This is a genomic window from Enterobacter cloacae complex sp. P2B, from assembly GCF_014895985.1.
Lineage (GTDB): Bacteria > Pseudomonadota > Gammaproteobacteria > Enterobacterales > Enterobacteriaceae > Enterobacter > Enterobacter bugandensis.
On sequence record NZ_JADBQQ010000006.1, the window covers coordinates 149,896 to 174,666 of the forward strand.

Below are 24,771 nucleotides of genomic sequence, written 5' to 3' on the forward strand. Positions count from 1 at the left end.
CATGGCCAAAACGTTATATGAAAAATTGTTTGATGCGCACGTTGTCTACGAGGCGCCAAACGAAACCCCGCTGCTGTACATTGACCGCCACCTGGTGCACGAAGTGACCTCTCCGCAGGCCTTCGACGGCCTGCGCGCGCACAAGCGTCCGGTGCGCCAGCCGGGTAAAACCTTTGCCACGATGGATCACAACGTCTCCACCCAGACCAAAGACATTAATGCTTCCGGCGAGATGGCGCGCATCCAGATGCAGGAGCTGATCAAGAACTGCAACGAATTTGGCGTGGAGCTGTACGATCTGAACCACCCGTATCAGGGCATCGTCCACGTGATGGGACCTGAGCAGGGTATTACGCTGCCGGGCATGACCATCGTCTGCGGCGACTCCCATACCGCGACCCACGGCGCGTTTGGCGCGCTGGCGTTCGGCATCGGCACATCGGAGGTTGAGCACGTTCTGGCGACGCAGACTCTGAAACAGGGCCGCGCCAAAACCATGAAGATTGAGGTGAAGGGCAAAGCCGCGCCGGGTATCACCGCGAAAGATATCGTGCTGGCGATTATCGGCAAAACCGGCAGCGCAGGCGGTACCGGTCACGTGGTGGAATTCTGCGGTGAAGCCATTCAGGCGCTGAGCATGGAAGGCCGTATGACCCTGTGCAACATGGCGATTGAGATGGGTGCTAAAGCAGGCCTGGTCGCACCGGACGAAACCACCTTTAACTATGTGAAAGGCCGTCTGCACGCGCCGAAAGGTCAGGATTTTGACGACGCGGTCGCGTACTGGAAAACCCTGAAAACTGACGACGGTGCCACCTTTGATACCGTTGTCACGCTGCAGGCGGAAGAGATTGCGCCGCAAGTCACCTGGGGTACCAATCCTGGCCAGGTCATCTCTGTCAACGACAGCATTCCTGACCCGGCTTCCTTCGCCGATCCGGTCGAACGCGCCAGCGCGGAAAAAGCGCTGGCCTATATGGGGCTGAAACCCGGCGTACCGCTGACCGACGTGAACATTGATAAGGTGTTCATCGGCTCCTGCACCAACTCCCGTATCGAGGATTTACGCGCGGCGGCAGAGATTGCCAAAGGTCGCAAAGTGGCGCCGGGCGTGCAGGCGCTGGTGGTTCCAGGCTCCGGTCCGGTGAAAGCCCAGGCGGAAGCGGAAGGACTGGATAAGATCTTTATCGAAGCAGGCTTCGAATGGCGTCTGCCGGGCTGCTCCATGTGTCTGGCGATGAACAACGACCGCCTGAACCCGGGCGAGCGCTGTGCCTCCACCAGCAACCGTAACTTTGAAGGCCGTCAGGGCCGGGGTGGACGCACTCACCTGGTCAGCCCGGCAATGGCCGCCGCTGCGGCAGTTACCGGCCATTTCGCCGATATTCGCAGCCTGAAATAAGGAGACAATCATGGCAGAGAAATTTACCCAACATACGGGCCGTGTTGTCCCGCTGGACGCCGCTAACGTCGATACGGACGCGATCATTCCGAAGCAGTTTTTGCAGAAAGTGACCCGCACCGGTTTTGGCGCACACTTGTTCAACGACTGGCGTTTTCTGGACGACAAAGGCGAAGTGCCAAACCCGGAGTTCGTCCTGAACTTCCCGGAATACAAAGGTGCATCCATTCTTCTGGCGCGGGAAAACTTCGGCTGCGGCTCCTCGCGTGAGCATGCGCCCTGGGCGCTGACCGACTACGGCTTTAAGGTGGTTATCGCCCCGAGCTTCGCGGATATCTTCTACGGCAACAGCTTCAACAACCAGTTGCTGCCGGTGACGCTGAGCGACGAGCAGGTCGATGAACTGTTCGCGCTGGTTAAAGCAAATCCGGGGATGGCGTTTGAGGTGGATCTGGAAGCGGAAGTGGTGAAAGCCGGGGATAAGACCTACAGCTTCAGCATTGATGCCTTCCGTCGCCACTGCATGTTGAACGGTCTGGACAGCATTGGCCTGACGCTCCAGCACGAGGACGCCATCTCAGCGTACGAGAAAAAACAGCCTGCGTTTATGGGCTAAAGGCAATGGCCCGCAGGGCGCGGGCCATTGATAAGGGTGCGTTGAGGCTCAACCACTCTGGAGAGGCGGGGACACTTCCCCCGCCAATACCGCTAACGTTTTGCTTCGTAAGCCAACACTGCCGCCAGCTCTGTTTTCTCCTGTCTGAAGTGCAACTCACACAGCGAATCACGCACCATCCAGGTGAAGATCAATAGCGTCGTACAGATCAGAAACAAACCTAACAGCAGAGTACGTTTTGGCATTCCAGCCTCCTTATTGCTTTTCGGCAATGAAGAGACTAACCTCGCAATGTTGGTTGTGAAGTTGGTCTCCCCATCAGTTTTTTGATGTGGGACTCTCCACTGTTTGCCTCTTGCGAAAGCCTGAGGCAAACAGCCTCAAGCACCCGTCACGCACTCTATGCGCCTTCTCTGTATCTGTCAGAAAATCGTTTCATTTCGTGAAGCCGCCTTCCAGAATCAAACATCCTTGACCCGGCAGGTCAGCCCAAGCGTTACCACCGAAATCGCCGCAATCATCCAGTAAACGGAGGCATGACCATAACTTTGCGCCAGCGCGCCCTGAATCACTCCCGCCAGAATAACACCCGTCGAAATACTGTTGGTAAAAAGCGTAGTCGCAGAGCCGGCGCGGCCGGGCATGAGATCCTGGAACCAGAGCATGCCGATCCCGGCAACGATGCCAATAAACACGGCATTAAACAGCTGCAGCGCCAGCAACGCTTCACGCGAATGGAAAAGGAGCAGCCCCGCGTAGAACAGCACCCCAGCCGCCACGGCAACGATCATCATCCGACGCTTTCCGAAGCGCTTAACGTAATACCCCGCCAGAATCATCGCCGGAATTTCCAGCCCGGCGGCGGTCCCCATTAAGATCCCCGCAAGCTTGTCCGGTAGGCCTAGATCGCTGCTGATCCACAGCGGCATATCAATAATGTACATGGTGTTGCAGGTCCACATCAGCGTGGAGGCGATAAACAGCATCCGCACGTTTTTATCCTGCCAGCCGCTCACCTGAGTGATGGGCTTATCCGTCGTCTGCTCAACCCGGGCGACAGACGGCAGCGCAAAGGCAATCAGAGCCAGACTGATAATAAAAATGCCTGCCGCGATAGAAAACATGACCGTAAAGCCATAGTTCAGCGCCAACATGAAGGCCAGCGGCGGGCCGATGACCCACGCCAGCGAGAGCTGTGCGCGCATCACCGAGCTGAACATCACTACCTCTCGCGCCGAGCTGTCGGCGTATTCACGGGCCAGCGCGAAGAGCTGCGGCATGGAGGTGTTCGCCAGAGAGGCCAGCAGCACGCCGCAGGTGATGAGCGTCAGGTAATGACGGTTAAAGGCAAAAAGCAGCGCGTTGCCCACGGCCATGGCGCAGCAAAAGAGGATCAGCCTGCGGCGATCGCCCTGGCTGTCGGATCGTTTCGCCAGCCCCAGGCTAACGAGGATCCCGGCAATCGCGTTAACGGTATAAAACAGCCCCACCCAAAACGGCTGCGCCCCCACCTCGCGGCTGAGAAACAGGCTCAGCGTCGGTGCCTGTAGCGCACCGGCCACGCCCATCATGAAGGCCACCAGCATAAAAGCAGCGTACACGCCATTCAGGCGGCGCCCCATCGTCATCAACCACAGCATGCGCAAGTCCTTGTGAAAGCGAATCGAAATTGGGTGAAAGAATAAACGAAAAAAGCCAGCAAAAACATTTTGCTGGCGGGTGATAAACACCAATACTCAGTCACACATGATCGAGGCGAGTTAGCGAGAAGAGGTCGGTTTCGTAACGTCCCACTGCATCAGATCTTCCAGGATTCTCAGCCGTTGCTCTGCACACTGGCGGGCCAGCCAGGACACTCCTTTTGTCGCTGAAAAGTACTGCTGATAAAACTGACGTGCGGTAGACCTCTTCATAATTTACCTCCTCACTTCATCAGGAAGCATTATTGGCTTAATATAGGGATTAATAAATTGCTGATTTTTTGTCAGGAGTTCCTCTTTTATGCCATCCGGTCGACTGCAACAACAATTCATTCGCCTGTGGCAGTGCTGCGAGGGTCAATCGCAGGAGACCACGCTTAACGAGCTGGCAGAACTCCTCAACTGCTCTCGCCGCCATATGCGCACGTTACTCAACACTATGCAGCAGCAGGGCTGGCTAAGCTGGGAGGCCGAGGCGGGACGCGGCAAGCGCTCACGCTTGACCTTCCTGTATACCGGCCTGGCCCTGCAGCAGCAGCGGGCGGAGGATCTGCTGGAGCAGGACCGCATCGATCAGCTGGTCCAGCTGGTGGGCGACAAAGCCGCCGTGCGCCAGATGCTGGTCTCACACCTGGGACGCAGCTTTCGTCAGGGACGCCACATTCTGCGGGTGCTTTACTACCGCCCAATGAAAAATCTGCTGCCCGGCACGGCATTACGACGTTCTGAAACCCACATGGCCCGGCAGATATTCAGCGGTCTGACGAAAATAAATGAGGAAAACGGGGAACTGGAAGCGGATATCGCGCACCACTGGCAGCAGCTTTCCCCTCTGCACTGGCGTTTCTTTTTACGCCCGGGCATTCACTTCCACCATGGCCGCGAGCTGGAGATGCGTGACGTTATCGCCTCTTTAGAGCGCGCCCGCACGCTGCCGCTCTATTCGCATATCACGCGGATCCACTCCCCAACGGCCTGGACGCTGGATATTGAGCTGTCCCAGCCAGACAACTGGCTGCCGTGGCTTCTGGGCTACGTGCCCTCGATGATCCTGCCTGCCGAGTGGCGATCCCTGAACAATTTTTCCAGCCAGCCGATCGGTACAGGCCCCTACTCCGTTACGCGCAATAACAGCAATCAGCTGAAGATCCGCGCCTTTGATGACTATTTTGGCTATCGGGCGCTGATCGACGAAGTGAACGTCTGGGTGTTACCGGACCTCAACGAAGAGCTGAGCGCAGGCCTCACCCTGGAGGGGCCCACAACCAGCGAAAAGGCGTTCGAGAGTCGCCTGGAGGAGGGCTGCTACTATCTTCTTTTTGACAGCCGCAGCCACCGCGGAGCAAACCACGACGTCCGCAAGTGGATCAGCCATATTCTGGCCCCGGCTAACCTGATTTATCACGCTGAAGAACAATACCAGACCTGGTGGTTTCCGGCCTATGGCCTGCTTCCGCGCTGGCACCATGCTCAGCCGGTGCGCAGTGAAAAACCCGCCGGGCTGGAGACCATCACCCTCAGCTACTATCGCGATCACATTGAGCACCGGTTTATCGCGAGGATCATGAGTAAACTGCTGGCGGCCGAAGGCGTGACGCTGGCGATACAGGAAGTCGATTATGATGAATGGCACCGCGGGGATGTCGTCAGCGATATCTGGCTCAACAGCGCGAACTTTACGCTGCCGCTTGATTTCTCGCTCTTTTCACACCTGTATGAAGTGCCTCTCATTCAGCACTGCATCAGCCGGGACTGGCAGCAGGACGCCGCGAAGTGGCGGGCAGGAGAGATGGATCTGGCCGCGTGGTGCCAGGAGCTGCTGGCCGGGCAGACGATCGTACCGTTGATCCACCACTGGCTGCTGATCCAGGGACAGCGCAGCATGCGCGGCCTGCGGATGAATACCCTGGGCTGGTTTGATTTTAAATCCGCCTGGTTTGCGCCGCCGGAGCCATAACGCTTTCGTAATATTCACCAAATCATTACAATAGCGCCGTTCTCAACGGGGTGCTGCATCACAGATGTGCGCTGAGATAATACCCGTCGAACCTGATCCGGATAACGCCGGCGAAGGGATTTGAGGCTGTTTCTCAAAATCCTTTGCCACTCAACCCTGAGGTGCAAAGTGTTAAAAAACGTTCTTCCTCTGCTGGCGCTGGTTGCGCTGCCTGTTTTTGCTAAGCCTGTTCTGACGGTCTATACCTACGACTCCTTCTCCGCCGACTGGGGCCCCGGCCCGGTGGTTAAAAAAGCCTTTGAAGCCGACTGCAACTGCGAGCTGAAGTTCGTGGCGCTGGAAGATGGCGTGTCGCTGCTTAACCGCCTGCGCATGGAAGGGAAAAACAGCAAGGCCGACGTGGTGCTCGGGCTGGATAACAACCTGCTGGAAGCCGCCACGCAAACTAAACTGTTTGCCAAAAGCGGCGTGGCGGCAGATGCCGTAAACGTGCCGGGCGGCTGGAAAAACGACACCTTCGTTCCCTTCGATTACGGCTACTTTGCGTTCGTCTACGATAAAAACAAGCTGAAGAACCCGCCGAAGAGCCTGAAAGAGCTGGTCGAAAGCGACCAGAAATGGCGCGTGATATACGAAGATCCGCGCACCAGCACGCCGGGTCTGGGCCTGCTGCTGTGGATGCAGAAAGTCTACGGCGACAAAACGCCGGAGGCGTGGCAAAAGCTGGCTGCGAAAACCGTTACGGTCACTAAAGGCTGGAGCGAAGCCTACGGCCTGTTCCTGAAAGGCGAAAGCGACCTGGTGCTGAGCTACACCACCTCTCCGGCCTATCATATTATTGCCGAGAAGAAAGACAACTACGCGGCTGCGAATTTCGCTGAAGGTCACTACCTGCAGGTTGAAGTGGCTGCCCGCACCGCCGCCAGCAAACAGCCGGAACTGGCCGAGAAGTTCCTGAAATTTATGGTCTCCCCGGCATTCCAGAACGCCATTCCGACGGGCAACTGGATGTACCCGGTTACCGACGCGGCGCTGCCGGCAGGCTTTGAGCAGCTGAACAAACCGCAGACCGCGCTGGAATTTACGCCGCAGCAGGTTGCCGCTCAGCGTGCCGCATGGATAAGCGAATGGCAACGCGCCGTCAGCCGCTGATCCCCGGCTGGTTAGTTCCCGGACTGATTGCCGCCATACTGATGGTGGTCGTCAGTCTGGGAGCGTTTCTGGCGCTGTGGTTTAACGCGCCAGAGAGCGATCTGCTCGCGCTCTGGCACGATAGCTATCTCTGGCACGTCATCCGTTTCTCCTTCTGGCAGGCGTTTCTTTCCGCGCTGCTGTCAGTCATCCCGGCCATTTTCCTTGCGCGCGCCCTCTATCGCAGACGTTTCCCCGGCAGGCTGGCACTGCTGCGCCTGTGCGCCATGACGCTGATCCTGCCCGTATTGGTGGCCGTCTTTGGCATCCTGAGCGTCTACGGTCGTCAGGGCTGGCTGGCCTCCCTCTTCAACCTGCTTGGTCTGGAATGGACCTTCTCCCCTTACGGCCTGAAGGGCATCCTGCTGGCACACATTTTCTTCAATATGCCGATGGCGACGCGCCTGTTTTTACAGGCGCTGGAGAACATTCCCGGCGAGCAGCGACAGATTGCCGCCCAGCTCGGCATGCGCGGATGGTCATTCTTCCGCTTTGTCGAATGGCCGTGGCTGCGACGCCAGATTGCCCCGGTGGCCGCGCTGATCTTTATGCTCTGTTTCGCCAGCTTTGCGACCGTGCTTTCTCTCGGCGGCGGCCCGCAGGCCACCACCATTGAGCTGGCGATCTATCAGGCATTAAGTTACGACTACGATCCGGGCCGCGCCGCGTTGCTGGCGATCGTACAGATGGTGTGCTGCCTGGCGCTGGTGTTACTCAGCCAGCGGCTGAGCAAAGCGATCCCCGCAGGAAGCAATAATCTTTCTGGCTGGCGCGATCCGCAGGACAGCCTGCATAGCCGCATCTCGGACGTGATGCTGATCGCGCTGGCGCTCCTGCTTCTGCTGCCGCCACTGCTGGCCGTGATCGCCGATGGCCTCAACAGGAATGTGGTATCGGTACTTCAACAGCCGGTCCTGTGGCAAGCCACATGGACCTCATTGCGTATCGCGCTGGCAGCCGGGCTAATCTGCGTGACGCTGACCATGATGCTGCTCTGGAGCAGCCGCGAGCTGTACGCGCGACATGCCCGTAAAGCCGGACACACGCTGGAACTGACGGGCATGCTGATCCTGGCGATGCCGGGCATCGTGCTGGCGACCGGCTTCTTTTTACTGTTTAACAGCACCATCGGCCTGCCGGAAAGCGCCGACGGCATCGTCATTTTTACCAACGCCTTAATGGCCATCCCGTACGCGCTGAAGGTGCTGGAAAACCCGATGCGGGATGTTAACAGCCGGTACAGCGCCCTGTGCCAGTCCCTTGGCATTATGGGCTGGCGGCGGCTGAAAGTGGTCGAACTACGCGCCCTGAAGCGGCCGCTCGCCCAGGCGATGGCCTTCGCCTGCGTGCTGTCGATTGGGGATTTTGGCGTGGTGGCCCTCTTTGGCAACGAGGATTTCCGCACGCTGCCTTTCTGGCTTTATCAGCAAATTGGCTCCTATCGCAGCCAGGACGGCGCGGTCACGGCACTTTTACTGCTGGTGCTGTGCTTTGCGTTATTTACCGTTATCGAAAAACTCCCGGGGCGTGATGTTAAAACTGACTGATGTAACCTGGCTTTACCAGCATCTGCCGATGCGTTTTACCCTCTCCGTTCGTCAGGGAGAGCGAATTGCGGTGCTTGGCCCAAGCGGAGCCGGTAAAAGTACCCTGCTCAATTTGATTGCCGGTTTTTTGCAGCCTGTCAGCGGGTCGATATTCATTGATAATGGCGAGTATACCTACGCTCCGCCGGCTAAGCGCCCGGTGTCGATGCTGTTTCAGGAAAACAATCTGTTTAATCACCTTACGGTGTGGCAGAACATCGCGCTGGGAATCAATCCGGGGTTAAAACTCAATGCTGCGCAGCGTCAGAAGCTGGAGGCGATTGCCGAACAAATGGGCCTGTCCGCGTTGATTTCAAGACTGCCCGGTGAGCTTTCCGGCGGCCAGCGTCAGCGCGTGGCGCTGGCACGTTGTCTGGTGCGCGAGCAGCCGCTGCTGCTGCTCGACGAACCCTTCTCGGCACTCGACCCGGCCCTGCGCCAGGAGATGCTCTCGCTGGTGGAAGAGGTTTGCCAGCGCCAGCAGATCACGATGCTGATGGTTTCGCACAGCATTGAAGATGCCGCACGCATTGCGCCGCGATCGGTAGTGATCGCGGAGGGACGGATTTTGTGGGATGGAGAAACAGAAGAACTTCTGAGTGGTAACGCGGGGGCGTCTTCATTGTTAGGCATTCGTGCGGTCTGACGCCCTCACCCTGGCCCTCTCCCACGGGGAGAGGGAAAACACCTTAACGGCTAACCACCTTCAGCAGGATTTCGCCGTACACCGGCATCAGCGGATGACGAATCAGCGCGACCAGCGCTACCACCGCCACGCCCAGCGTCAGCGGGGCCAGCCAGAGCAGGCGCGTGCGCGGGAGATAGTGCGTCAGGCGATCGACACTGGCTTTCGCGCTGCGCCATAGCCGCCAGCAGAGCCAGGCCGCCAGCCACAGCAGTACCGCCGTTCCCAGCAGCAGCCACTTGAACTCACCGCTTTGCATACCGTCAGGGATATCAATGGCCGCACCCGCGAGGATCCCCGGCAGGAAGTAAAACGGCGGCCAGAATACGCAGCCGATAATGTTCGGCACCACGAATTTTGCGACGGGCAGATCCAGCATCCCCGCCACCATCGGCACCAGCGGACGCGTTGGCCCGACAAAGCGGCCTACCAGAATGGTGAACATGCTGTGCTGGTGCAGCGCATGTTCGGTTTTATCCAGCAGCGCTTTGTTCTTTTTCATGAACGACCAGCGGTGCAGCGGCTTCTTAAAGCGCCAGCCCAGCCAGAAGGAGATCCAGTCCCCCAGCAGGCAGCCGATAATCCCGGCCAGCCACGCCTGCCAGAAATTGACCTCACCGCTGCCAATAAGCGCCCCAAGCCCCGCCATCATCACGGTGCCGGGCAGGATCAGCCCAACCAGCGCCAGCGATTCCAGAAACGCCACCAGCGCCACAGCGATGAGCGAGTACATAACGGACTGGGTAATAAAGTGTTCCAGCAATGCCTGCATAACTATTCCGGTCAGAAAACGAATCAGCGATTCTGCTTAGCGCCCCGCACCGCGTCAAGGCATCAATTGTCTGAATAGTTTACAGGATGCTCCTGAAGTTCACCTGAATGTTTACCGTTTATTCACATCCCGCGCGGAATTCACTGGGACTGGCGCCTGTGCACTTCTTAAACACGCGAGAGAAATAGAGCTGATCTTCAAAGCCCACGTTGCGTCCGACGGTCGCGATAGGCATCCGGGTGGTGCTCAGCAACAGCTTTGCCTGGCTGATGCGCTGATCCTCACGCCAGCTCAGCACGCTCACGCCAAGCTGCTGGCGGAACAGGTGTGACAGGCGGGACGGCGAAAGACAGACGTGCTGGGCAACGCTGGCGATATCAAACTGGCTGTCGGCCAGATGGTCGCTGATGTACTGGCAGGCGTCGCGGACGCGGTTATCCAGCGGCGGGTTAAGCGACTCGTTGATCGCCTCCATGCGGCGCAGCAGCACCTGCTCAAGCAGGTTGATCGCCAGCAGTTCGGCATAGCGCCCGCCCGCCTGCCCCGCCTCAATAATTTGTGCGAACAGTTCACGAAACTGCGCCAGATGCGCCTCATCCGGACGATAAAAACCGGTTTGCGCGAAAATAGCCGGCCATGAGAGCCACTCCTGCCAGTAGGCGCGCGGGCGGAAATAGACCCACTGGTGATACCACTCTTTGGCGTCCGGGTGACGCCCGTAGTGGTGGATCTCCCCCGGCGGGAACAGCAGCATATCGCCCGGGCGGCAAACAAACTGCCGATCGCCGTTTTTGATCACCCCTTCCCCGCGTACGGTCAGGTTCAGAATATACCCTTTCATGCCGAGCGGCCGGTCGACGTAAAAATCGAGATACCCCTCGGCCTCAATTGGCGTCAGCCCCGCCACCAGATGGGCGTTAAATGAGTATCCCGGCAGCAGGGGATCGTTTTGCGGTTCGGCCATAGATTCAGTTCTCCCAAGGGTCCTGAAGGAAACCATTTGTCCATATCGTTAAAAGCAGTATAAAAATGGCCTGCGAAAAGATCCAAAAAGCATCACGCCTCTTTTACGTCCGCCATGTTTCAGCCTTTTCCCCTGATTTTTCTGCCGGCACGGGCAGAGAAGCAGTAACAAAAGTGTCTATAAGTGCGGCAGAAATGTCCACATTGAATATTTGCACGGCGTCACACTTTCCGTTGCTACAGCAATTTAGTCCATAAGATTAGCGGATCCTGCCTGACGATTTTTATCCCCAGTCTCTAATGTTCTTCCATACCTGTTTCGGATGGAGCAACACCATGGCAATTGCAATTGGCCTCGATTTTGGCAGCGACTCGGTTCGCGCGCTGGCAGTGAACTGTACGACTGGCCAGGAGATAGCAACCAGCGTTGAGTGGTATCCGCGCTGGCAAGAGGGGCGCTACTGCGATGCGCCAAACAACCAGTTCCGACACCACCCGCGCGATTACATTGAATCGATGGAAGCGGCGATCAAAACCGTGCTGGCTGAACTGACTGACGCCCAGCGGGCCGACGTCGTGGGGATTGGCGTCGACAGCACCGGTTCAACGCCAGCCCCGGTGGACGCTGAAGGCCGCGTGCTGGCGCTGCGCCCGGAGTTTGCCGACAACCCGAACGCCATGTTCGTGCTTTGGAAAGACCATACTGCCGTGGAAGAGGCGGAAGCCATCACCCGCTTATGCCACCAGCCGGGCAAAACCGACTACTCGCGCTACATCGGCGGCATCTACTCCAGCGAATGGTTCTGGGCCAAAATCCTGCACGTTACCCGCGCGGACGCTTCGGTCGCCCAGGCCGCGGCATCATGGATTGAGCTGTGCGACTGGGTTCCCGCCCTGCTCTCCGGCACCACTCGCCCGCAGGATATCCGCCGCGGCCGCTGCAGCGCCGGGCATAAATCCCTGTGGCATGAAGGCTGGGGCGGTCTTCCTCCGGCAGCGTTCTTCGATGAACTTGACCCGATCATCAACAAAAATCTGAAATACCCGCTCTTTACCGACACCTTCACCGCCGATATTCCGGTCGGCACGCTCTGCGAAGAGTGGGCGACGCGTCTCGGCCTGCCGCAAAACGTGACCATTTCCGGCGGCGCGTTCGACTGCCACATGGGTGCCGTGGGCGCGGGTGCGCAGCCTAACACGCTGGTGAAAGTGATCGGCACCTCCACCTGCGACATCCTGACGGCAGATAAAACCAGCGTCGGAGACCGCGCGGTGAAAGGGATTTGCGGCCAGGTTGACGGCAGCGTGGTGCCAGATTTTATCGGCCTCGAAGCCGGTCAGTCCGCATTTGGCGATATCTACGCCTGGTTTGGCCGGGTGCTCGGCTGGCCGCTGGATCAGCTGGCTGCCGCGCATCCTGAGCTGAAAACACAGATTACCGCGAGCAAAAAACAGCTTCTGCCGCAGCTCACCGAAGCATGGGCAAAAAATCCGACCCTCGACCACCTGCCGGTGGTGCTGGACTGGTTTAACGGTCGCCGCACGCCGTTTGCCAACCAGCGCCTGAAGGGGGTGATTACCGATCTCAACCTGGCGATCGATGCCCCGGCGCTGTTCGGCGGTCTGATTGCCGCCACCGCGTTCGGCGCGCGCGCCATTATGGAGTGCTTCACCGAACAGGGCATCGACGTGAACAACGTGATGGCGCTGGGCGGTATCGCCCGTAAAAACCCGGTGATTATGCAGGCCTGCTGCGACGTGCTGAACCGTCCGCTGCAGATTGTAGCCTCCGATCAGTGCTGTGCGCTGGGCGCGGCGATTTTCGCTGCCGTGGCCGCAGGCGTTCATGCGGATATCCCGACCGCGCAGCAGCACATGGCAAGCGCCGTCGAAAACACGCTCCAGCCGCGTGTCCAGCAGGCACAACGCTTTGAACAGCTTTATCAGCGCTACCAGCAATGGGCAAAAAGCGCCGAGCTTCACTATCTCCCTGTCGCCGCCCCGGCCAAAAGCACCGCGGACACTACGGCAACCCTGACCCATTAAGGACACGATGATGACCATTTTTAATAATTATGAAGTGTGGTTTGTGATTGGCAGCCAGCATCTGTACGGACCGGAAGCGCTGCAGCAGGTAACGAAACACGCGGAGCACGTGGTTAACGCGCTGAACGCGGAAGCCAAACTGCCGTGCAAACTGGTGCTGAAGCCGCTGGGTACGACGCCGGACGAAATCACCAATATCTGCCGTGACGCCAACTACGACGACAAATGCGCCGGCCTGGTCGTGTGGCTGCACACCTTCTCACCGGCCAAAATGTGGATCAACGGCCTGGCAATCCTCAACAAACCGCTGCTGCAGTTCCACACTCAGTTCAATGCCTCCCTGCCGTGGGACAGCATCGACATGGACTTCATGAACCTGAACCAGACCGCGCACGGCGGCCGCGAGTTCGGCTTCATCGGCGCGCGCATGCGCCAGCAGCACGCTGTGGTCACCGGCCACTGGCAGGACGGCAAGGCGCAACAGCGTATCGGCTCCTGGATGCGTCAGGCGGTCTCTAAGCAGGATACCCGCCACCTGAAAGTGGTGCGTTTCGGCGACAACATGCGTGAAGTGGCGGTGACCGACGGCGATAAAGTCGCGGCGCAGATCAAGTTCGGCTTTTCCGTGAATACCTGGGCGGTGGGCGACCTGGTGCAGGTGGTGAATGACATCAGCGACGGCGACGTGAGCGCGCTGGTGGACGAGTACGAAAGCAGCTACCGCCTGACGCCTGCGGCGCAAGTTAACGGCGACAAGCGCCAGAACGTGCTGGATGCAGCGCGCATTGAGCTGGGCATGAAGCGTTTTCTGGAACAGGGCGGCTTCCATGCCTTTACCACTACATTTGAAGATCTGCACGGCCTGAAACAGCTGCCGGGTCTGGCAGTACAACGTCTGATGCAGCAGGGCTACGGCTTTGCGGGTGAAGGCGACTGGAAAACTGCCGCTCTGCTTCGCATCATGAAGGTGATGTCGACCGGTCTGCAGGGCGGCACCTCCTTTATGGAGGACTACACCTACCACTTCGAGAACGGCAACGATCTGGTGCTCGGTTCGCACATGCTGGAAGTGTGTCCCTCCATCGCGGTTGAAGAGAAACCGATCCTTGACGTGCAGTACCTCGGCATCGGCGGCAAAGCGGATCCGGCCCGTCTGATCTTCAACACCCGTACCGGTCCGGCCATCAACGCCAGCCTGATCGACCTCGGCGACCGCTTCCGCCTGCTGGTGAACTGCGTCGATGCGGTTGAAACCCCGCACTCTCTGCCGAAGCTGCCGGTCGCCAATGCCTTGTGGAAAGCGCAGCCGGACCTGCCAACCGCGTCAGAGGCGTGGATCCTGGCGGGTGGCGCGCACCACACCGTCTTCAGCCACGCGCTGGACCTGAACGATATGCGCCAGTTTGCCGAGCTGCACGATATCGAGCTGACCGTGATTGATAACGACACCCGTCTGCCAGCCTTTAAAGACGCGCTGCGCTGGAACGAAGTCTATTACGGTTCAAAACGCTAAGTACGTAATGCCCGGTGGCGCTGCGCTCGCCGGGCAGGGAGACAACGATGTTAGAAGATCTCAAACGTCAGGTACTTGAAGCCAACCTGGCGCTGCCAAAACATAACCTGGTGACCCTGACCTGGGGCAACGTCAGCGCCGTTGACCGGGAAAAAGGGGTATTCGTGATCAAGCCTTCGGGCGTGGATTACACGGTGATGACCGCAGAGGATATGGTCGTGGTCAGCATCGAAACGGGTGAAGTGGTGGAAGGTAACAAAAAACCGTCGTCCGATACGCCCACCCACCGTCTGCTGTATCAGTCCTTCCCGACTATCGGCGGCATCGTGCATACCCATTCGCGTCACGCGACCATCTGGGCGCAGGCGGGCCAGTCTATTCCGGCCACCGGCACCACCCACGCGGACTACTTTTACGGCACCATTCCCTGCACGCGTCTGATGACCGATGCGGAGATTAACGGTGAGTACGAATGGGAAACCGGGAACGTGATCGTCGAAACCTTTGAAAAAAAGGGGATCGACGCGGCGCAAATGCCCGGCGTACTGGTGCATTCCCACGGCCCGTTTGCCTGGGGTAAAAACGCGCAAGACGCGGTGCATAACGCAATAGTGCTGGAGGAAATCGCCTACATGGGGATCTTCTGCCGCCAGCTGGCACCGCAGTTGCCGGATATGCAGCAAACCCTGCTGGATAAACACTACCTACGCAAGCACGGCGCGAAGGCCTATTACGGACAATAAACTGTATATATCCCCAGCATAAAACATTCAACCAGGCTATAATCAGGCCTGGTTTTGTTTTTGGGATAACGGCGTGGCACAGGCGCAAGAAGGCTTTTTACTGACCCGACACTGGCGGGATACCCCTCAGGGCACCGAGGTTGCGTTCTGGCTGGCGACAGATAACGGCCCGCTGCACGTTACGCTTCCTCCTCAGGAATCCGTGGCGTTTATCCCTGAACATTACGTCGAGAAGGTAAAACAACTGCTGCGCGATGAGAACGGCTGGCGCCTCACGCCTCTTGAGCTAAAAGATTTCCATCGTCAGCCGGTATATGGCCTTTACTGCCGCGCCCATCGCCAGCTGATGCGCTACGAAAAACTGCTGCGCGAAGCGGGCGTGACGCTCTACGAAGCGGACATTCGTCCGCCGGAACGCTTTCTGATGGAGCGGTTTATTACCGCCCCCGTCTGGGTTGACGGCGCTGAGCAAAACGGCACCCTTATCAACGCTCGCCTGAAGCCTAATCCGCATTATCGCCCCCCGCTAAAGTGGGTTTCCCTGGATATCGAAACCACCCGCCACGGCGAACTGTACTGCATCGGCCTGGAAGGCTGCGGGCAGCGGGTTGTCTATATGCTCGGGCCGCCGAACGGCGATGCGTCCGCGCTCGATTTTCAGCTTGAGTACGTCAACAGCCGACCGCAGCTGCTGGAGAAGCTTAACCAGTGGTTTGCCGAGCACGACCCGGACGTGCTGATCGGCTGGAACGTGGTGCAGTTTGACCTGCGCGTGCTGCAAAAACACGCAGAGCGGTATCGCATCCCACTGATGCTCGGGCGCGGCAATACGGAGCTGGAGTGGCGCGAGCACGGCTTTAAGAACGGTGTGTTCTTAGCGCAGGCCAACGGCCGCCTGATTATCGACGGCATCGAGGCGCTGAAATCCGCGTTCTGGAATTTCTCCTCCTTCTCTCTGGAAGCGGTAGCGCAGGAATTGCTCGGTGAAGGCAAATCCATCGACAATCCGTGGGACCGCATGGACGAGATTGACCGGCGCTTCAACGAAGACAAACCGGCGCTCGCTACCTATAACCTGAAAGACTGCGAGCTGGTGACGCAGATATTCCACAAAACCGAGATCATGCCGTTCCTGCTGGAGCGTGCGACGGTAAATGGCCTCGCGGCTGACAGGCACGGCGGCTCGGTAGCCGCCTTTAGCCACCTCTATTTCCCACGAATGCACCGTGCGGGCTATGTTGCGCCCAACCTCGGGGACGTACCGCCGCAGGCCAGCCCCGGCGGCTACGTGATGGACTCCCGCCCAGGACTGTATGATTCGGTTCTGGTGCTGGACTACAAAAGCCTCTACCCGTCAATTATCCGCACTTTCCTTATTGACCCGGTGGGGCTGGTGGAGGGGATGGCGCAGCCAGACGACGCGCACAGCACCGAAGGTTTTCTCGGGGCACGCTTCTCGCGCGAAAAACATTGTCTGCCGGAGATTGTGGGGAACATCTGGCACGGCCGCGACGAGGCGAAACGTCATGGCAACAAGCCGCTCTCGCAGGCCCTGAAAATTATTATGAACGCTTTCTACGGCGTGCTGGGTACCAGCGCCTGCCGCTTCTTCGATCCGCGTCTGGCGTCGTCCATCACCATGCGCGGACACGACATCATGCGTCAGACCAAAGCGCTGATTGAATCCCGGGGCTATGACGTTATCTACGGCGACACGGATTCAACCTTTGTGTGGCTTAAGGGCGCACATTCAGAAGACGACGCCTCACAGATCGGCAAAGAACTGGTGGCCTTCGTAAACGACTGGTGGCAGGAACATTTGCAAAAAGAGCGGTTAACCAGCGCATTAGAACTGGAATTTGAAACCCATTATGCCCGCTTTTTAATGCCCACCATCCGCGGTACTGACCAGGGCAGCAAGAAGCGCTACGCCGGGCTGATCCAGGAGGGTGAAAAGCAGAGAATGGTCTTTAAAGGCCTGGAGACGGTGCGCACTGACTGGACGCCGCTGGCCCAGCAGTTCCAGCAGACGCTCTATCTGCGTATCTTCCGCAACGAGCCCTATCAGGACTACATCCGCGAAACCATCGCCAGCCTGATGGCCGGCGAGCTGGATGACCAGCTGGTGTATCGCAAGCGCCTGCGCCGCCCGCTGGCGGAGTACCAGCGCAACGTCCCGCCCCACGTGCGCGCCGCGCGCCTGGCGGACGAAGAGAATGTACGCCGGGGCCGCGCGCCACAGTATCAGAACCGGGGGACGATAAAATACGTCTGGACAACGAACGGGCCGGAGCCCGTTGATTACCAGCAGTCGCCTCTCGATTACGATCACTACCTGACACGCCAGCTTCAGCCGGTTGCGGAGGGAATTTTACCGTTCATCGACGACGATTTTGCTACACTTGTGACAGGGCAACTTGGCCTATTTTGACGCGTGACGAAATGGCTGCCATCCAGTACCATAGCGCCCTTTCCATTCCCGGACCCATTTTTCGATGACCGTCTTTTTTGACGGGGGTCGAACTATTGCCTGCAATTAAAGATTAGAGCCGAACAACTATGCCTTTTACACTTGGTCAACGCTGGATCAGCGATACAGAAAGCGAACTTGGATTAGGAACCGTCGTTGCCGTTGATGCACGCATGGTTACCCTCCTCTTCCCTGCTACCGGTGAAAACCGCCTGTACGCCCGCAATGACTCCCCTGTGACCCGCGTAATGTTCAATCCGGGCGACACCGTGACCAGCCACGAAGGCTGGCAGCTAAAGGTTGAAGACGTAAAAGAAGAGAATGGACTGCTCGCCTACATCGGAACGCGTCTTGATACCGAAGAGACGAACGTCATCCTGCGTGAAGTACTGCTCGACAGCAAACTGGTGTTCAGCAAGCCGCAGGACCGCCTGTTTGCCGGGCAAATCGACCGTATGGATCGCTTCTCCCTGCGCTACCGCGCGCGTAAGTTCCAGAGCGAACAGTACCGCATGCCGTGGAGCGGCCTGCGCGGCCAGCGCACCAGCCTGATCCCCCACCAGCTGAATATCGCCCATGATGTGGGCCGTCGCCATGCGCCCCGCGTGCTGCTTGCTGACGAAGTGGGCCTGGGTAAAACCATCGAAGCGGGCATGATCCTGCACCAGCAATTGCTCTCTGGCGCTGCCGAGCGCGTGCTGATTGTCGTGCCTGAAACCCTCCAGCACCAGTGGCTGGTGGAGATGCTGCGCCGCTTTAACCTGCGCTTCTCCCTGTTCGACGACGAGCGCTATGCCGAAGCGCAGCACGACGCGGACAACCCGTTTGAAACCGAACAGCTGGTGATCTGCTCGCTGGATTTCGTGCGCCGCAGCAAGCAGCGCCTTGAGCATCTGTGCGATGCCGAATGGGACCTGATGGTCGTCGACGAAGCGCACCACCTGGTGTGGAGCGAAGATGCCCCAAGCCGCGAATATATGGCGATTGAACAGCTTGCCGAGCGCGTGCCCGGCGTCCTGCTGCTGACCGCAACGCCGGAGCAGCTCGGTCTGGAAAGTCACTTCGCCCGTCTGCGCCTGCTCGATCCAAACCGTTTCCACGACTTCGCTCAGTTCGTGGAAGAGCAGAACAACTACCGTCCAGTTGCGGATGCCGTCGCGCTGCTGCTGGCGGGTAAACGTCTCTCAAACGATGAACTCAACACCCTGAGCGATCTGATTGGCGAGCAGGATATCGAGCCGCTTCTGCAGGCTGCGAACAGCGACAGCGAGAATGCGGGATCCGCGCGTAAAGAGCTGATCGACATGCTGATGGACCGTCACGGCACCAGCCGCGTGCTGTTCCGCAACACCCGTAACGGCGTGAAAGGGTTCCCAAAACGCGAACTGCACACCATCAAGCTCCCGCTGCCGACGCAGTATCAGACGGCGATTAAAGTCTCCGGCATTATGGGCGCGCGCAAAACTCAGGAAGAGCGCGCGCGTGACATGCTCTACCCGGAACAGATTTATCAGGAATTTGAAGGCGATACCGGCACCTGGTGGAACTTCGACCCGCGCGTGGAGTGGCTGATGGGCTACCTGACCGCGCACCGCTCCCAGAAAGTGCTGGTGATCTGCGCCAAAGCTGCCACCGCGCTGCAGCTGGAACAGGTTCTGCGCGAGCGCGAAGGCATTCGTGCCGCCGTGTTCCACGAAGGCATGTCCATCGTCGAGCGCGACCGCGCGGCGGCGTGGTTCAGTGAAGAGGACAGCGGCGCGCAGGTGATGCTGTGCTCCGAAATCGGTTCTGAAGGGCGTAACTTCCAGTTCGCCAGCAATCTGGTGATGTTCGATCTGCCGTTCAACCCGGATCTGCTGGAGCAGCGTATCGGCCGTCTGGATCGTATCGGCCAGGCGCATGATATTCAGATCCACGTGCCGTACCTGGAAAAAACCGCTCAGTCCGTGCTGGTGCGCTGGTTCCACGAAGGTCTGGATGCGTTTGAGCATACCTGCCCGACGGGCCGCACCATTTATGACCAGGTGCATGGCGATCTGATCGGTTACCTGGCCGCACCGGAAAATACCGACGGTTTTGACGATCTGATTAAATCCTGCCGCGAGAAACATGAAGCGCTGAAGGCGCAGCTTGAACAGGGGCGCGACCGCCTGCTGGAGATCCACTCCAACGGTGGCGAAAAAGCGCAGGCGCTTGCCGAGAGCATTGAAGAACAAGATGACGACACCAGCCTGATCGGCTTCTCCATGAACCTGTTCGACATTGTCGGGATTAACCAGGACGATCGTGGCGAGAACCTGATCGTGTTAACCCCGTCAGACCACATGCTGGTGCCCGATTTCCCGGGCCTGCCGGAAGATGGCTGTACCATCACCTTCGAGCGTGACGTGGCGCTGTCCCGCGAAGATGCTCAGTTCATCACCTGGGAACACCCGCTGATCCGCAACGGGCTGGATCTGATCCTCTCCGGTGATACCGGCAGCAGCACCATCTCCCTGTTGAAAAACAAGGCGCTGCCCGTAGGCACGCTGCTGCTGGAGCTGATCTATGTTGTGGAAGCACAGGCGCCGAAACAGCTTCAGCTCAACCGCTTCCTGCCGCCAACGCCGGTGCGTTTGCTGCTGGATAAAAACGGTACGAACCTGGCAGGACAGGTGGAGTTCGAAAGCTTCAACCGCCAGCTGAGCGCGGTGAACCGCCATACCGGCAGCAAGCTGGTGAACGCGGTGCAGCAGGACGTGCACGCCATTCTCCAGCAGGGCGAAATCCAGATCGAAAAAGCGGCCCGAGACCTGATTGACGCCGCGCGCAATGAAGCCGACGAGAAACTGTCTGCCGAGCTGTCCCGTCTGGAAGCGTTAAAAGCGGTCAACCCGAACATCCGCGACGACGAACTGGCGGCAATTGAAAGCAACCGTCAGCAGGTGCTGGAAAGCCTGAATCAGGCGGGATGGCGTCTCGACGCCCTGCGTCTTATCGTTGTGACGCATCAGTAAACGGAGCGCAAGATGGTGATGGAGCCGTATAATCCGCCGCAGGATCCCTGGCTGGTCATTCTGTATCAGGATGAACACATTATGGTGGTCAACAAGCCGAGCGGCCTGTTGTCCGTGCCGGGCCGTCTGGATGAGCACAAGGACAGCGTGATGACGCGCATTCAGCGCGATTATCCGCAGGCCGAGTCCGTCCATCGCCTGGACATGGCCACCAGCGGCGTGATTGTGGTGGCGCTGAATAAAGCGGCGGAGCGCGAGCTGAAGCGTCAGTTCCGCGAGCGCGAGCCGAAGAAGCAGTATGTTGCCCGCGTCTGGGGCCACCCGGCGCAGGCGGAAGGGCTGGTGGATTTACCGCTGATTTGCGACTGGCCGAACAGGCCAAAGCAGAAGGTGTGTTATGAAACCGGCAAGGCCGCGCAAACCGAATATGAAGTGCTGGAGTACGCGCCGGATAACACCGCGCGCGTCCTGCTTAAGCCGATTACCGGACGTTCACACCAGCTGCGCGTGCATATGCTTGCGCTGGGTCACCCGATTCTGGGTGACCGCTTCTACGCCCCGCCAGAGGCCCTGGCGTTAGCGCCACGCCTGCAGCTCCATGCGCAAACGCTCACCATCACCCACCCTACTTTCGGTAACGCGATGACGTTTAAAGCCCCGGTGGACTTCTGAAAAAAAAGCCCGACATTGTCGGGCTTTTTCTTATTTGAAACCTTTCTTCTCTTTAATGAGCTCGTACGCCTTCTGGATTTCCTGCGCTTTTTGCTTCGCCATCTCCATCATTTCCGGCGGTAAACCTTTCGCCACCAGCTTGTCAGGATGATGCTCGCTCATCAGCTTACGGTAGGCACGTTTAATCGTGGTTTGATCGTCCGTGGGCTTCACGCCAAGCACGTTGCAGGCATCTTCCAGCGTCGGGCCACGCTGCGCCTGCTGCCATGCACCGCCGGAAGACTGCTGGTGATAGCCGCCGCCAAACTGGGCGCCGCCCTGCATCATGCGCAGGAACTGGTCAAACTGCATACGGGAGATACCCAGTTCTTCCGCAATAACGTACAGGACATCGCGTTCATTGGGGTGAAGCGAGCCGTCGGCAAACGCCGCCTGGATTTGGATTTCCAGAAACATCCGAATTAAATCAAAACGTCCGAAGCAGATGCCGCGGAACTGGCGCATCTTTTCACGCAGCGGATAGTTATCCGATTTACCGATGCGAAACGCATTCTGCGCCGCCAGGCGGGACTCACCATGCAGGTTCATGCGATCCATAAAAACGCTGGCAATCTGAATATCCGCTTCGGTCACGCGGCCTTTGGATTTGGTTAAGTGCCCCATGACCTCAAAGGTGGTGGAGAAAAAGAGCGACTGACGCTCGCGCTGATTGGCAAACCAGGCCATTTTACGGCTGCGTGCCTTATCAAACATATGGCCAATGATAAGCCCAAGCACAATTCCCCAGAACCCGGCACCCATGATGATGGCGAACGCAACGCCGATTATTTTACCCCAATACTGCATATACTCCCCGGATAGTCATATTCCCTGCCGACGCAACGTCATCATCACAGTGTTCAAGCCACGGTCAATTGAAGGACATCGCCTATAATTTGCTTTATCATACTCGTCATTCGATAGCGAGCCTAACACTCTGGCGCGCAAACGGGCAGGATTAACGCTGGTACTGCGCTGATGAGTAAGATAGTCTCTGAGCGTTTGTAAGCCGTAGCCACTGATGACGGAACAATAAAATATAACGTATGAAAAAACGTATCCCCACCCTCCTGGCCACAATGATTGGCTCCGCCCTGTACAGTCAACAGGGGCTGGCGGCCGATCTCGCCTCGCAGTGTATGCTTGGCGTCCCAAGTTATAATCGCCCACTGGTGGAGGGCGATACAAATAGCTTGCCGGTAACCATTACTGCCGATAGCTCCAAAGGTACTTATCCTGACAATGCCACGTTTACGGGCAATGTGGATATTAACCAGGGCAATAGCCGCCTGCAGGCTGATGAAGTGCAGTTGCACCAGAAGCAGCCGGAAGGCGCGGTCGAGCCGGTACGAACGGTGGATGCGCTGGGTAATGTGCACTATGACGACAATCAGGTCATCCTGAAAGGTCCGAAAGCCTGGTCAAACCTGAATACCAAAGATACTAACGTCTGGGAAGGTGATTACCAGATGGTGGGTCGCCAGGGACGCGGTAAAGCGGACCTGATGAAACAGCGCGGTGAAAACCGCTATACGATTCTGGAGAATGGCTCCTTTACATCATGTCTGCCGGGTTCAAATACCTGGAGCGTGGTCGGGAGCGAAGTTATCCATGACCGTGAAGAGCAGGTCGCAGAGATCTGGAACGCACGCTTTAAGCTGGGTCCGGTGCCGGTATTCTACAGCCCTTATCTCCAGCTTCCCGTGGGTGACAAGCGTCGCTCGGGCTTCCTGATCCCGAATGCCAAATACAGCACCTCGAACTACTTTGAGTTCTACCTGCCGTATTACTGGAACATCGCGCCCAACATGGACGCCACGATCACGCCGCATTATATCCACAAGCGCGGCAACATCATGTGGGAAAACGAGTTCCGCTATCTGACTCAGGCCGGTGCTGGCCTGATGGAGCTGGATTATCTGCCGTCGGATAAGGTCTTCCAGGATGAGCACCCTACAGAAGGCGATAAACACCGCTGGCTATTCTACTGGCAGCATGCCGGAGTGATGGATCAGGTGTGGCGCTTTAACGTTGACTATACCAAAGTTAGCGACTCATCTTATTTTAACGACTTCTCGTCTAAATACGGTTCGAGCACGGATGGCTATGCCACGCAGAAGTTCAGCGTAGGCTATGCGGTGCAGAACTTTGATGCAACCGTCTCAACCAAGCAGTTCCAGGTATTCTCTGACCAGTCCACGCCTACCTATGGTGCAGAGCCGCAGCTGGACGTTAACTGGTATCAGAATAATGTAGGTCCATTCGACACCCGGGTTTACGCTCAGGCGGTACATTTCGTGAACACGGATTCGGACATGCCAGAAGCTACGCGTGTTCACCTGGAGCCGACGATCAATCTGCCGTGGTCTAACGACTGGGCAAGCCTGAATACCGAAGCCAAGCTGATGGCGACGCACTATCAGCAAAAAAATATTGATAATTACAACACCACGAAGAATGCGCATCTGGAAGAGTCGGTTAACCGAACGCTCCCGCAGTTCAAAATGGACGGGAAGCTGATCTTCGAGCGTGATATGGGCCTGCTGGCGGATGGTTATACCCAGACGCTTGAGCCACGTATGCAGTATTTGTACGTACCGTACCGCGATCAGAGCAAGATTCAGAACTACGACTCGTCTTTACTGCAGTCTGACTACAGCGGCCTGTTCCGCGATCGTACTTACGGCGGTCTGGACCGTATCGCATCCGCTAACCAGTTAACGACCGGCGTCACAACACGCGTTTATGATGATGCCGCCGTTGAACGTTTTAACGTTTCTGTTGGTCAAATCTACTATTTCACCGAGTCACGTACCGGTGATGACAACATTAACTGGGAGAAGGACAACAAAACGGGCTCGCTGGTTTGGGCGGGAGACACGTACTGGCGCATGACTGACCGTTGGGGCCTGCGTGGTGGTGTGCAATATGACACTCGCCTCGATAATATCGCCACAAGCAGTGCCGCTATTGAGTACCGTCGCGATGAAGACCGCATGGTACAGTTGACGTATCGTTATGCCAGCCCGGAATATATTCAGGCAACATTGCCTTCTTATGCAGGCGCAGAACAGTATAAAGACGGCATCTCGCAGGTTGGTGGTGCAGCAAGCTGGCCTATCGCCGACCGCTGGTCAATCGTAGGCGCTTACTACTTTGACACCAACGCGAATAAGCCAGCGGACCAGATGGTTGGTCTGCAATATAACTCCTGCTGTTACGCGCTGCGCGTCGGTTACGAGCGTAAGCTTAACGGCTGGGACACTGTAAACAATCAGAGCAAATACGATAACGTGATTGGCTTTAATGTCGAACTGCGCGGCCTGAGCTCCAACTACGGCCTGGGCACGCATCAGATGCTGCGTTCGAACATTCTGCCGTACAGTAGTTCTTTGTAATGTGCTTGATTTACAACGTAAT

The 24,771-nt window shown here is 57.8% G+C and carries 19 protein-coding genes and 1 riboswitch; of the genes, 13 read left to right on the forward strand and 6 right to left on the reverse strand.

Translation table 11 applies throughout. The annotated features are described in order from the left end of the window. Window position 1: 1 nt before the first annotated feature. On the forward strand, window positions 2–1,402 hold the full coding sequence (leuC, locus tag IM313_RS05905; protein ID WP_028015498.1) for a 3-isopropylmalate dehydratase large subunit: 1,401 nt from the start codon (window positions 2–4) through the stop codon (window positions 1,400–1,402). A 10-nt stretch (window positions 1,403–1,412) separates the two neighbouring features. Further along, entirely contained in the window at window positions 1,413–2,018 is a 606-nt protein-coding gene (leuD, locus tag IM313_RS05910; RefSeq protein ID WP_028015497.1) for a 3-isopropylmalate dehydratase small subunit, read from the forward strand. A 92-nt stretch (window positions 2,019–2,110) separates the two neighbouring features. Here the strand turns inward: leuD and IM313_RS05915 are convergent, their stop codons facing one another. The 3 genes from IM313_RS05915 to sgrT form a co-directional block, all read right to left on the reverse strand. Next, entirely contained in the window at window positions 2,111–2,263 is a 153-nt protein-coding gene (locus IM313_RS05915) for a Hok/Gef family protein (RefSeq protein WP_010427008.1), read from the reverse strand. Between the two features lie 216 nt (window positions 2,264–2,479). Next, on the reverse strand, window positions 2,480–3,658 hold the full coding sequence (locus IM313_RS05920) for a sugar efflux transporter (protein ID WP_192971603.1): 1,179 nt from the start codon (window positions 3,656–3,658) through the stop codon (window positions 2,480–2,482). A gap of 120 nt (window positions 3,659–3,778) precedes the next feature. Next, a complete protein-coding gene (gene sgrT, locus IM313_RS05925) occupies window positions 3,779–3,931 on the reverse strand; it encodes a glucose uptake inhibitor SgrT (protein ID WP_045631150.1) in 153 nt (50 codons plus the stop codon). Window positions 3,932–4,019: 88 nt separating this feature from the next. Here sgrT and sgrR point away from each other — a divergent pair, with 88 nt between their 5' ends. From sgrR to thiQ, 4 genes are all read left to right on the forward strand, one after another. Beyond that, complete coding sequence (gene sgrR / locus IM313_RS05930; RefSeq protein WP_048957875.1) at window positions 4,020–5,675, forward strand: HTH-type transcriptional regulator SgrR; 1,656 nt, start codon at window positions 4,020–4,022, stop codon at window positions 5,673–5,675. Between the two features lie 36 nt (window positions 5,676–5,711). Further along, window positions 5,712–5,812, forward strand: a riboswitch (TPP riboswitch). 31 nt (window positions 5,813–5,843) lie between these two features. Next, on the forward strand, window positions 5,844–6,827 hold the full coding sequence (gene thiB, locus IM313_RS05935) for a thiamine ABC transporter substrate binding subunit (RefSeq protein ID WP_028015494.1): 984 nt from the start codon (window positions 5,844–5,846) through the stop codon (window positions 6,825–6,827). Further along, complete coding sequence (gene thiP, locus IM313_RS05940; protein WP_048999041.1) at window positions 6,803–8,413, forward strand: thiamine/thiamine pyrophosphate ABC transporter permease ThiP; 1,611 nt, start codon at window positions 6,803–6,805, stop codon at window positions 8,411–8,413. The genes thiB and thiP overlap by 25 nt, the downstream gene beginning before the upstream one ends. Further along, window positions 8,397–9,098 (forward strand): thiamine ABC transporter ATP-binding protein ThiQ, encoded by a 702-nt coding sequence (gene thiQ / locus IM313_RS05945; protein WP_048999040.1) that lies wholly within the window; start codon window positions 8,397–8,399, stop codon window positions 9,096–9,098. Before thiP ends, thiQ begins: the two co-directional genes overlap by 17 nt. Window positions 9,099–9,141: 43 nt before the next feature. Here the strand turns inward: thiQ and IM313_RS05950 are convergent, their stop codons facing one another. Both IM313_RS05950 and araC read right to left on the reverse strand, forming a co-directional pair. Continuing rightward, complete coding sequence (locus IM313_RS05950; RefSeq protein ID WP_028015491.1) at window positions 9,142–9,909, reverse strand: DedA family protein; 768 nt, start codon at window positions 9,907–9,909, stop codon at window positions 9,142–9,144. Between the two features lie 118 nt (window positions 9,910–10,027). Continuing rightward, window positions 10,028–10,873 carry an arabinose operon transcriptional regulator AraC gene (gene araC, locus IM313_RS05955; protein WP_028015490.1) on the reverse strand — a complete coding sequence of 282 codons (846 nt, stop codon included), beginning with the start codon at window positions 10,871–10,873 and terminating at the stop codon, window positions 10,028–10,030. 335 nt (window positions 10,874–11,208) lie between these two features. Between araC and araB the strand changes: the two genes are divergently transcribed. The 6 genes from araB to rluA all read left to right on the forward strand — a co-directional run bounded on the left by araB (window position 11,209) and on the right by rluA (window position 21,312). Next, on the forward strand, window positions 11,209–12,918 hold the full coding sequence (gene araB / locus IM313_RS05960; protein ID WP_192971602.1) for a ribulokinase: 1,710 nt from the start codon (window positions 11,209–11,211) through the stop codon (window positions 12,916–12,918). A gap of 10 nt (window positions 12,919–12,928) precedes the next feature. Further along, window positions 12,929–14,431: an L-arabinose isomerase gene (gene araA / locus IM313_RS05965; RefSeq protein WP_028015488.1), complete on the forward strand. Its 1,503-nt coding sequence runs from the start codon at window positions 12,929–12,931 to the stop codon at window positions 14,429–14,431. 47 nt (window positions 14,432–14,478) lie between these two features. After that, window positions 14,479–15,174 (forward strand): L-ribulose-5-phosphate 4-epimerase, encoded by a 696-nt coding sequence (gene araD, locus IM313_RS05970; RefSeq protein WP_192971601.1) that lies wholly within the window; start codon window positions 14,479–14,481, stop codon window positions 15,172–15,174. Window positions 15,175–15,247: 73 nt separating this feature from the next. Further along, window positions 15,248–17,605 (forward strand): DNA polymerase II, encoded by a 2,358-nt coding sequence (gene polB / locus IM313_RS05975; RefSeq protein WP_192971600.1) that lies wholly within the window; start codon window positions 15,248–15,250, stop codon window positions 17,603–17,605. Window positions 17,606–17,733: 128 nt separating this feature from the next. Next, complete coding sequence (gene rapA / locus IM313_RS05980) at window positions 17,734–20,640, forward strand: RNA polymerase-associated protein RapA (RefSeq protein ID WP_028015485.1); 2,907 nt, start codon at window positions 17,734–17,736, stop codon at window positions 20,638–20,640. 12 nt (window positions 20,641–20,652) lie between these two features. Next, window positions 20,653–21,312: a bifunctional tRNA pseudouridine(32) synthase/23S rRNA pseudouridine(746) synthase RluA gene (gene rluA / locus IM313_RS05985; protein WP_028015484.1), complete on the forward strand. Its 660-nt coding sequence runs from the start codon at window positions 20,653–20,655 to the stop codon at window positions 21,310–21,312. Window positions 21,313–21,342: 30 nt separating this feature from the next. On the opposite strand, the gene djlA is transcribed toward rluA, so the two are convergent. Next, on the reverse strand, window positions 21,343–22,158 hold the full coding sequence (gene djlA, locus IM313_RS05990; protein WP_192971599.1) for a co-chaperone DjlA: 816 nt from the start codon (window positions 22,156–22,158) through the stop codon (window positions 21,343–21,345). A gap of 239 nt (window positions 22,159–22,397) precedes the next feature. Here djlA and lptD point away from each other — a divergent pair, with 239 nt between their 5' ends. Beyond that, window positions 22,398–24,749, forward strand: coding sequence for an LPS assembly protein LptD (gene lptD, locus IM313_RS05995; protein ID WP_047367310.1), 2,352 nt, complete (start codon window positions 22,398–22,400; stop codon window positions 24,747–24,749). The last annotated feature ends 22 nt before the right edge of the window (window positions 24,750–24,771 follow it).

Excerpts from the sequence above, each read along its gene's own strand:
- araA (WP_028015488.1), top strand. The coding sequence starts at position 12,929 with ATGACCATTTTTAATAATTATGAAGTGTGGTTTGTGATTGGCAGCCAG.
- IM313_RS05920 (WP_192971603.1), bottom strand. The coding sequence starts at position 3,658 with ATGCTGTGGTTGATGACGATGGGGCGCCGCCTGAATGGCGTGTACGCT.
- sgrR (WP_048957875.1), top strand. The coding sequence starts at position 4,020 with ATGCCATCCGGTCGACTGCAACAACAATTCATTCGCCTGTGGCAGTGC.
- leuC (WP_028015498.1), top strand. The coding sequence starts at position 2 with ATGGCCAAAACGTTATATGAAAAATTGTTTGATGCGCACGTTGTCTAC.
- araB (WP_192971602.1), top strand. The coding sequence starts at position 11,209 with ATGGCAATTGCAATTGGCCTCGATTTTGGCAGCGACTCGGTTCGCGCG.
- rluA (WP_028015484.1), top strand. The coding sequence starts at position 20,653 with ATGGTGATGGAGCCGTATAATCCGCCGCAGGATCCCTGGCTGGTCATT.
- leuD (WP_028015497.1), top strand. The coding sequence starts at position 1,413 with ATGGCAGAGAAATTTACCCAACATACGGGCCGTGTTGTCCCGCTGGAC.
- thiP (WP_048999041.1), top strand. The coding sequence starts at position 6,803 with ATGGCAACGCGCCGTCAGCCGCTGATCCCCGGCTGGTTAGTTCCCGGA.
- araC (WP_028015490.1), bottom strand. The coding sequence starts at position 10,873 with ATGGCCGAACCGCAAAACGATCCCCTGCTGCCGGGATACTCATTTAAC.
- sgrT (WP_045631150.1), bottom strand. The coding sequence starts at position 3,931 with ATGAAGAGGTCTACCGCACGTCAGTTTTATCAGCAGTACTTTTCAGCG.
- IM313_RS05950 (WP_028015491.1), bottom strand. The coding sequence starts at position 9,909 with ATGCAGGCATTGCTGGAACACTTTATTACCCAGTCCGTTATGTACTCG.
- IM313_RS05915 (WP_010427008.1), bottom strand. The coding sequence starts at position 2,263 with ATGCCAAAACGTACTCTGCTGTTAGGTTTGTTTCTGATCTGTACGACG.
- lptD (WP_047367310.1), top strand. The coding sequence starts at position 22,398 with ATGAAAAAACGTATCCCCACCCTCCTGGCCACAATGATTGGCTCCGCC.
- rapA (WP_028015485.1), top strand. The coding sequence starts at position 17,734 with ATGCCTTTTACACTTGGTCAACGCTGGATCAGCGATACAGAAAGCGAA.
- djlA (WP_192971599.1), bottom strand. The coding sequence starts at position 22,158 with ATGCAGTATTGGGGTAAAATAATCGGCGTTGCGTTCGCCATCATCATG.
- araD (WP_192971601.1), top strand. The coding sequence starts at position 14,479 with ATGTTAGAAGATCTCAAACGTCAGGTACTTGAAGCCAACCTGGCGCTG.
- thiQ (WP_048999040.1), top strand. The coding sequence starts at position 8,397 with ATGTTAAAACTGACTGATGTAACCTGGCTTTACCAGCATCTGCCGATG.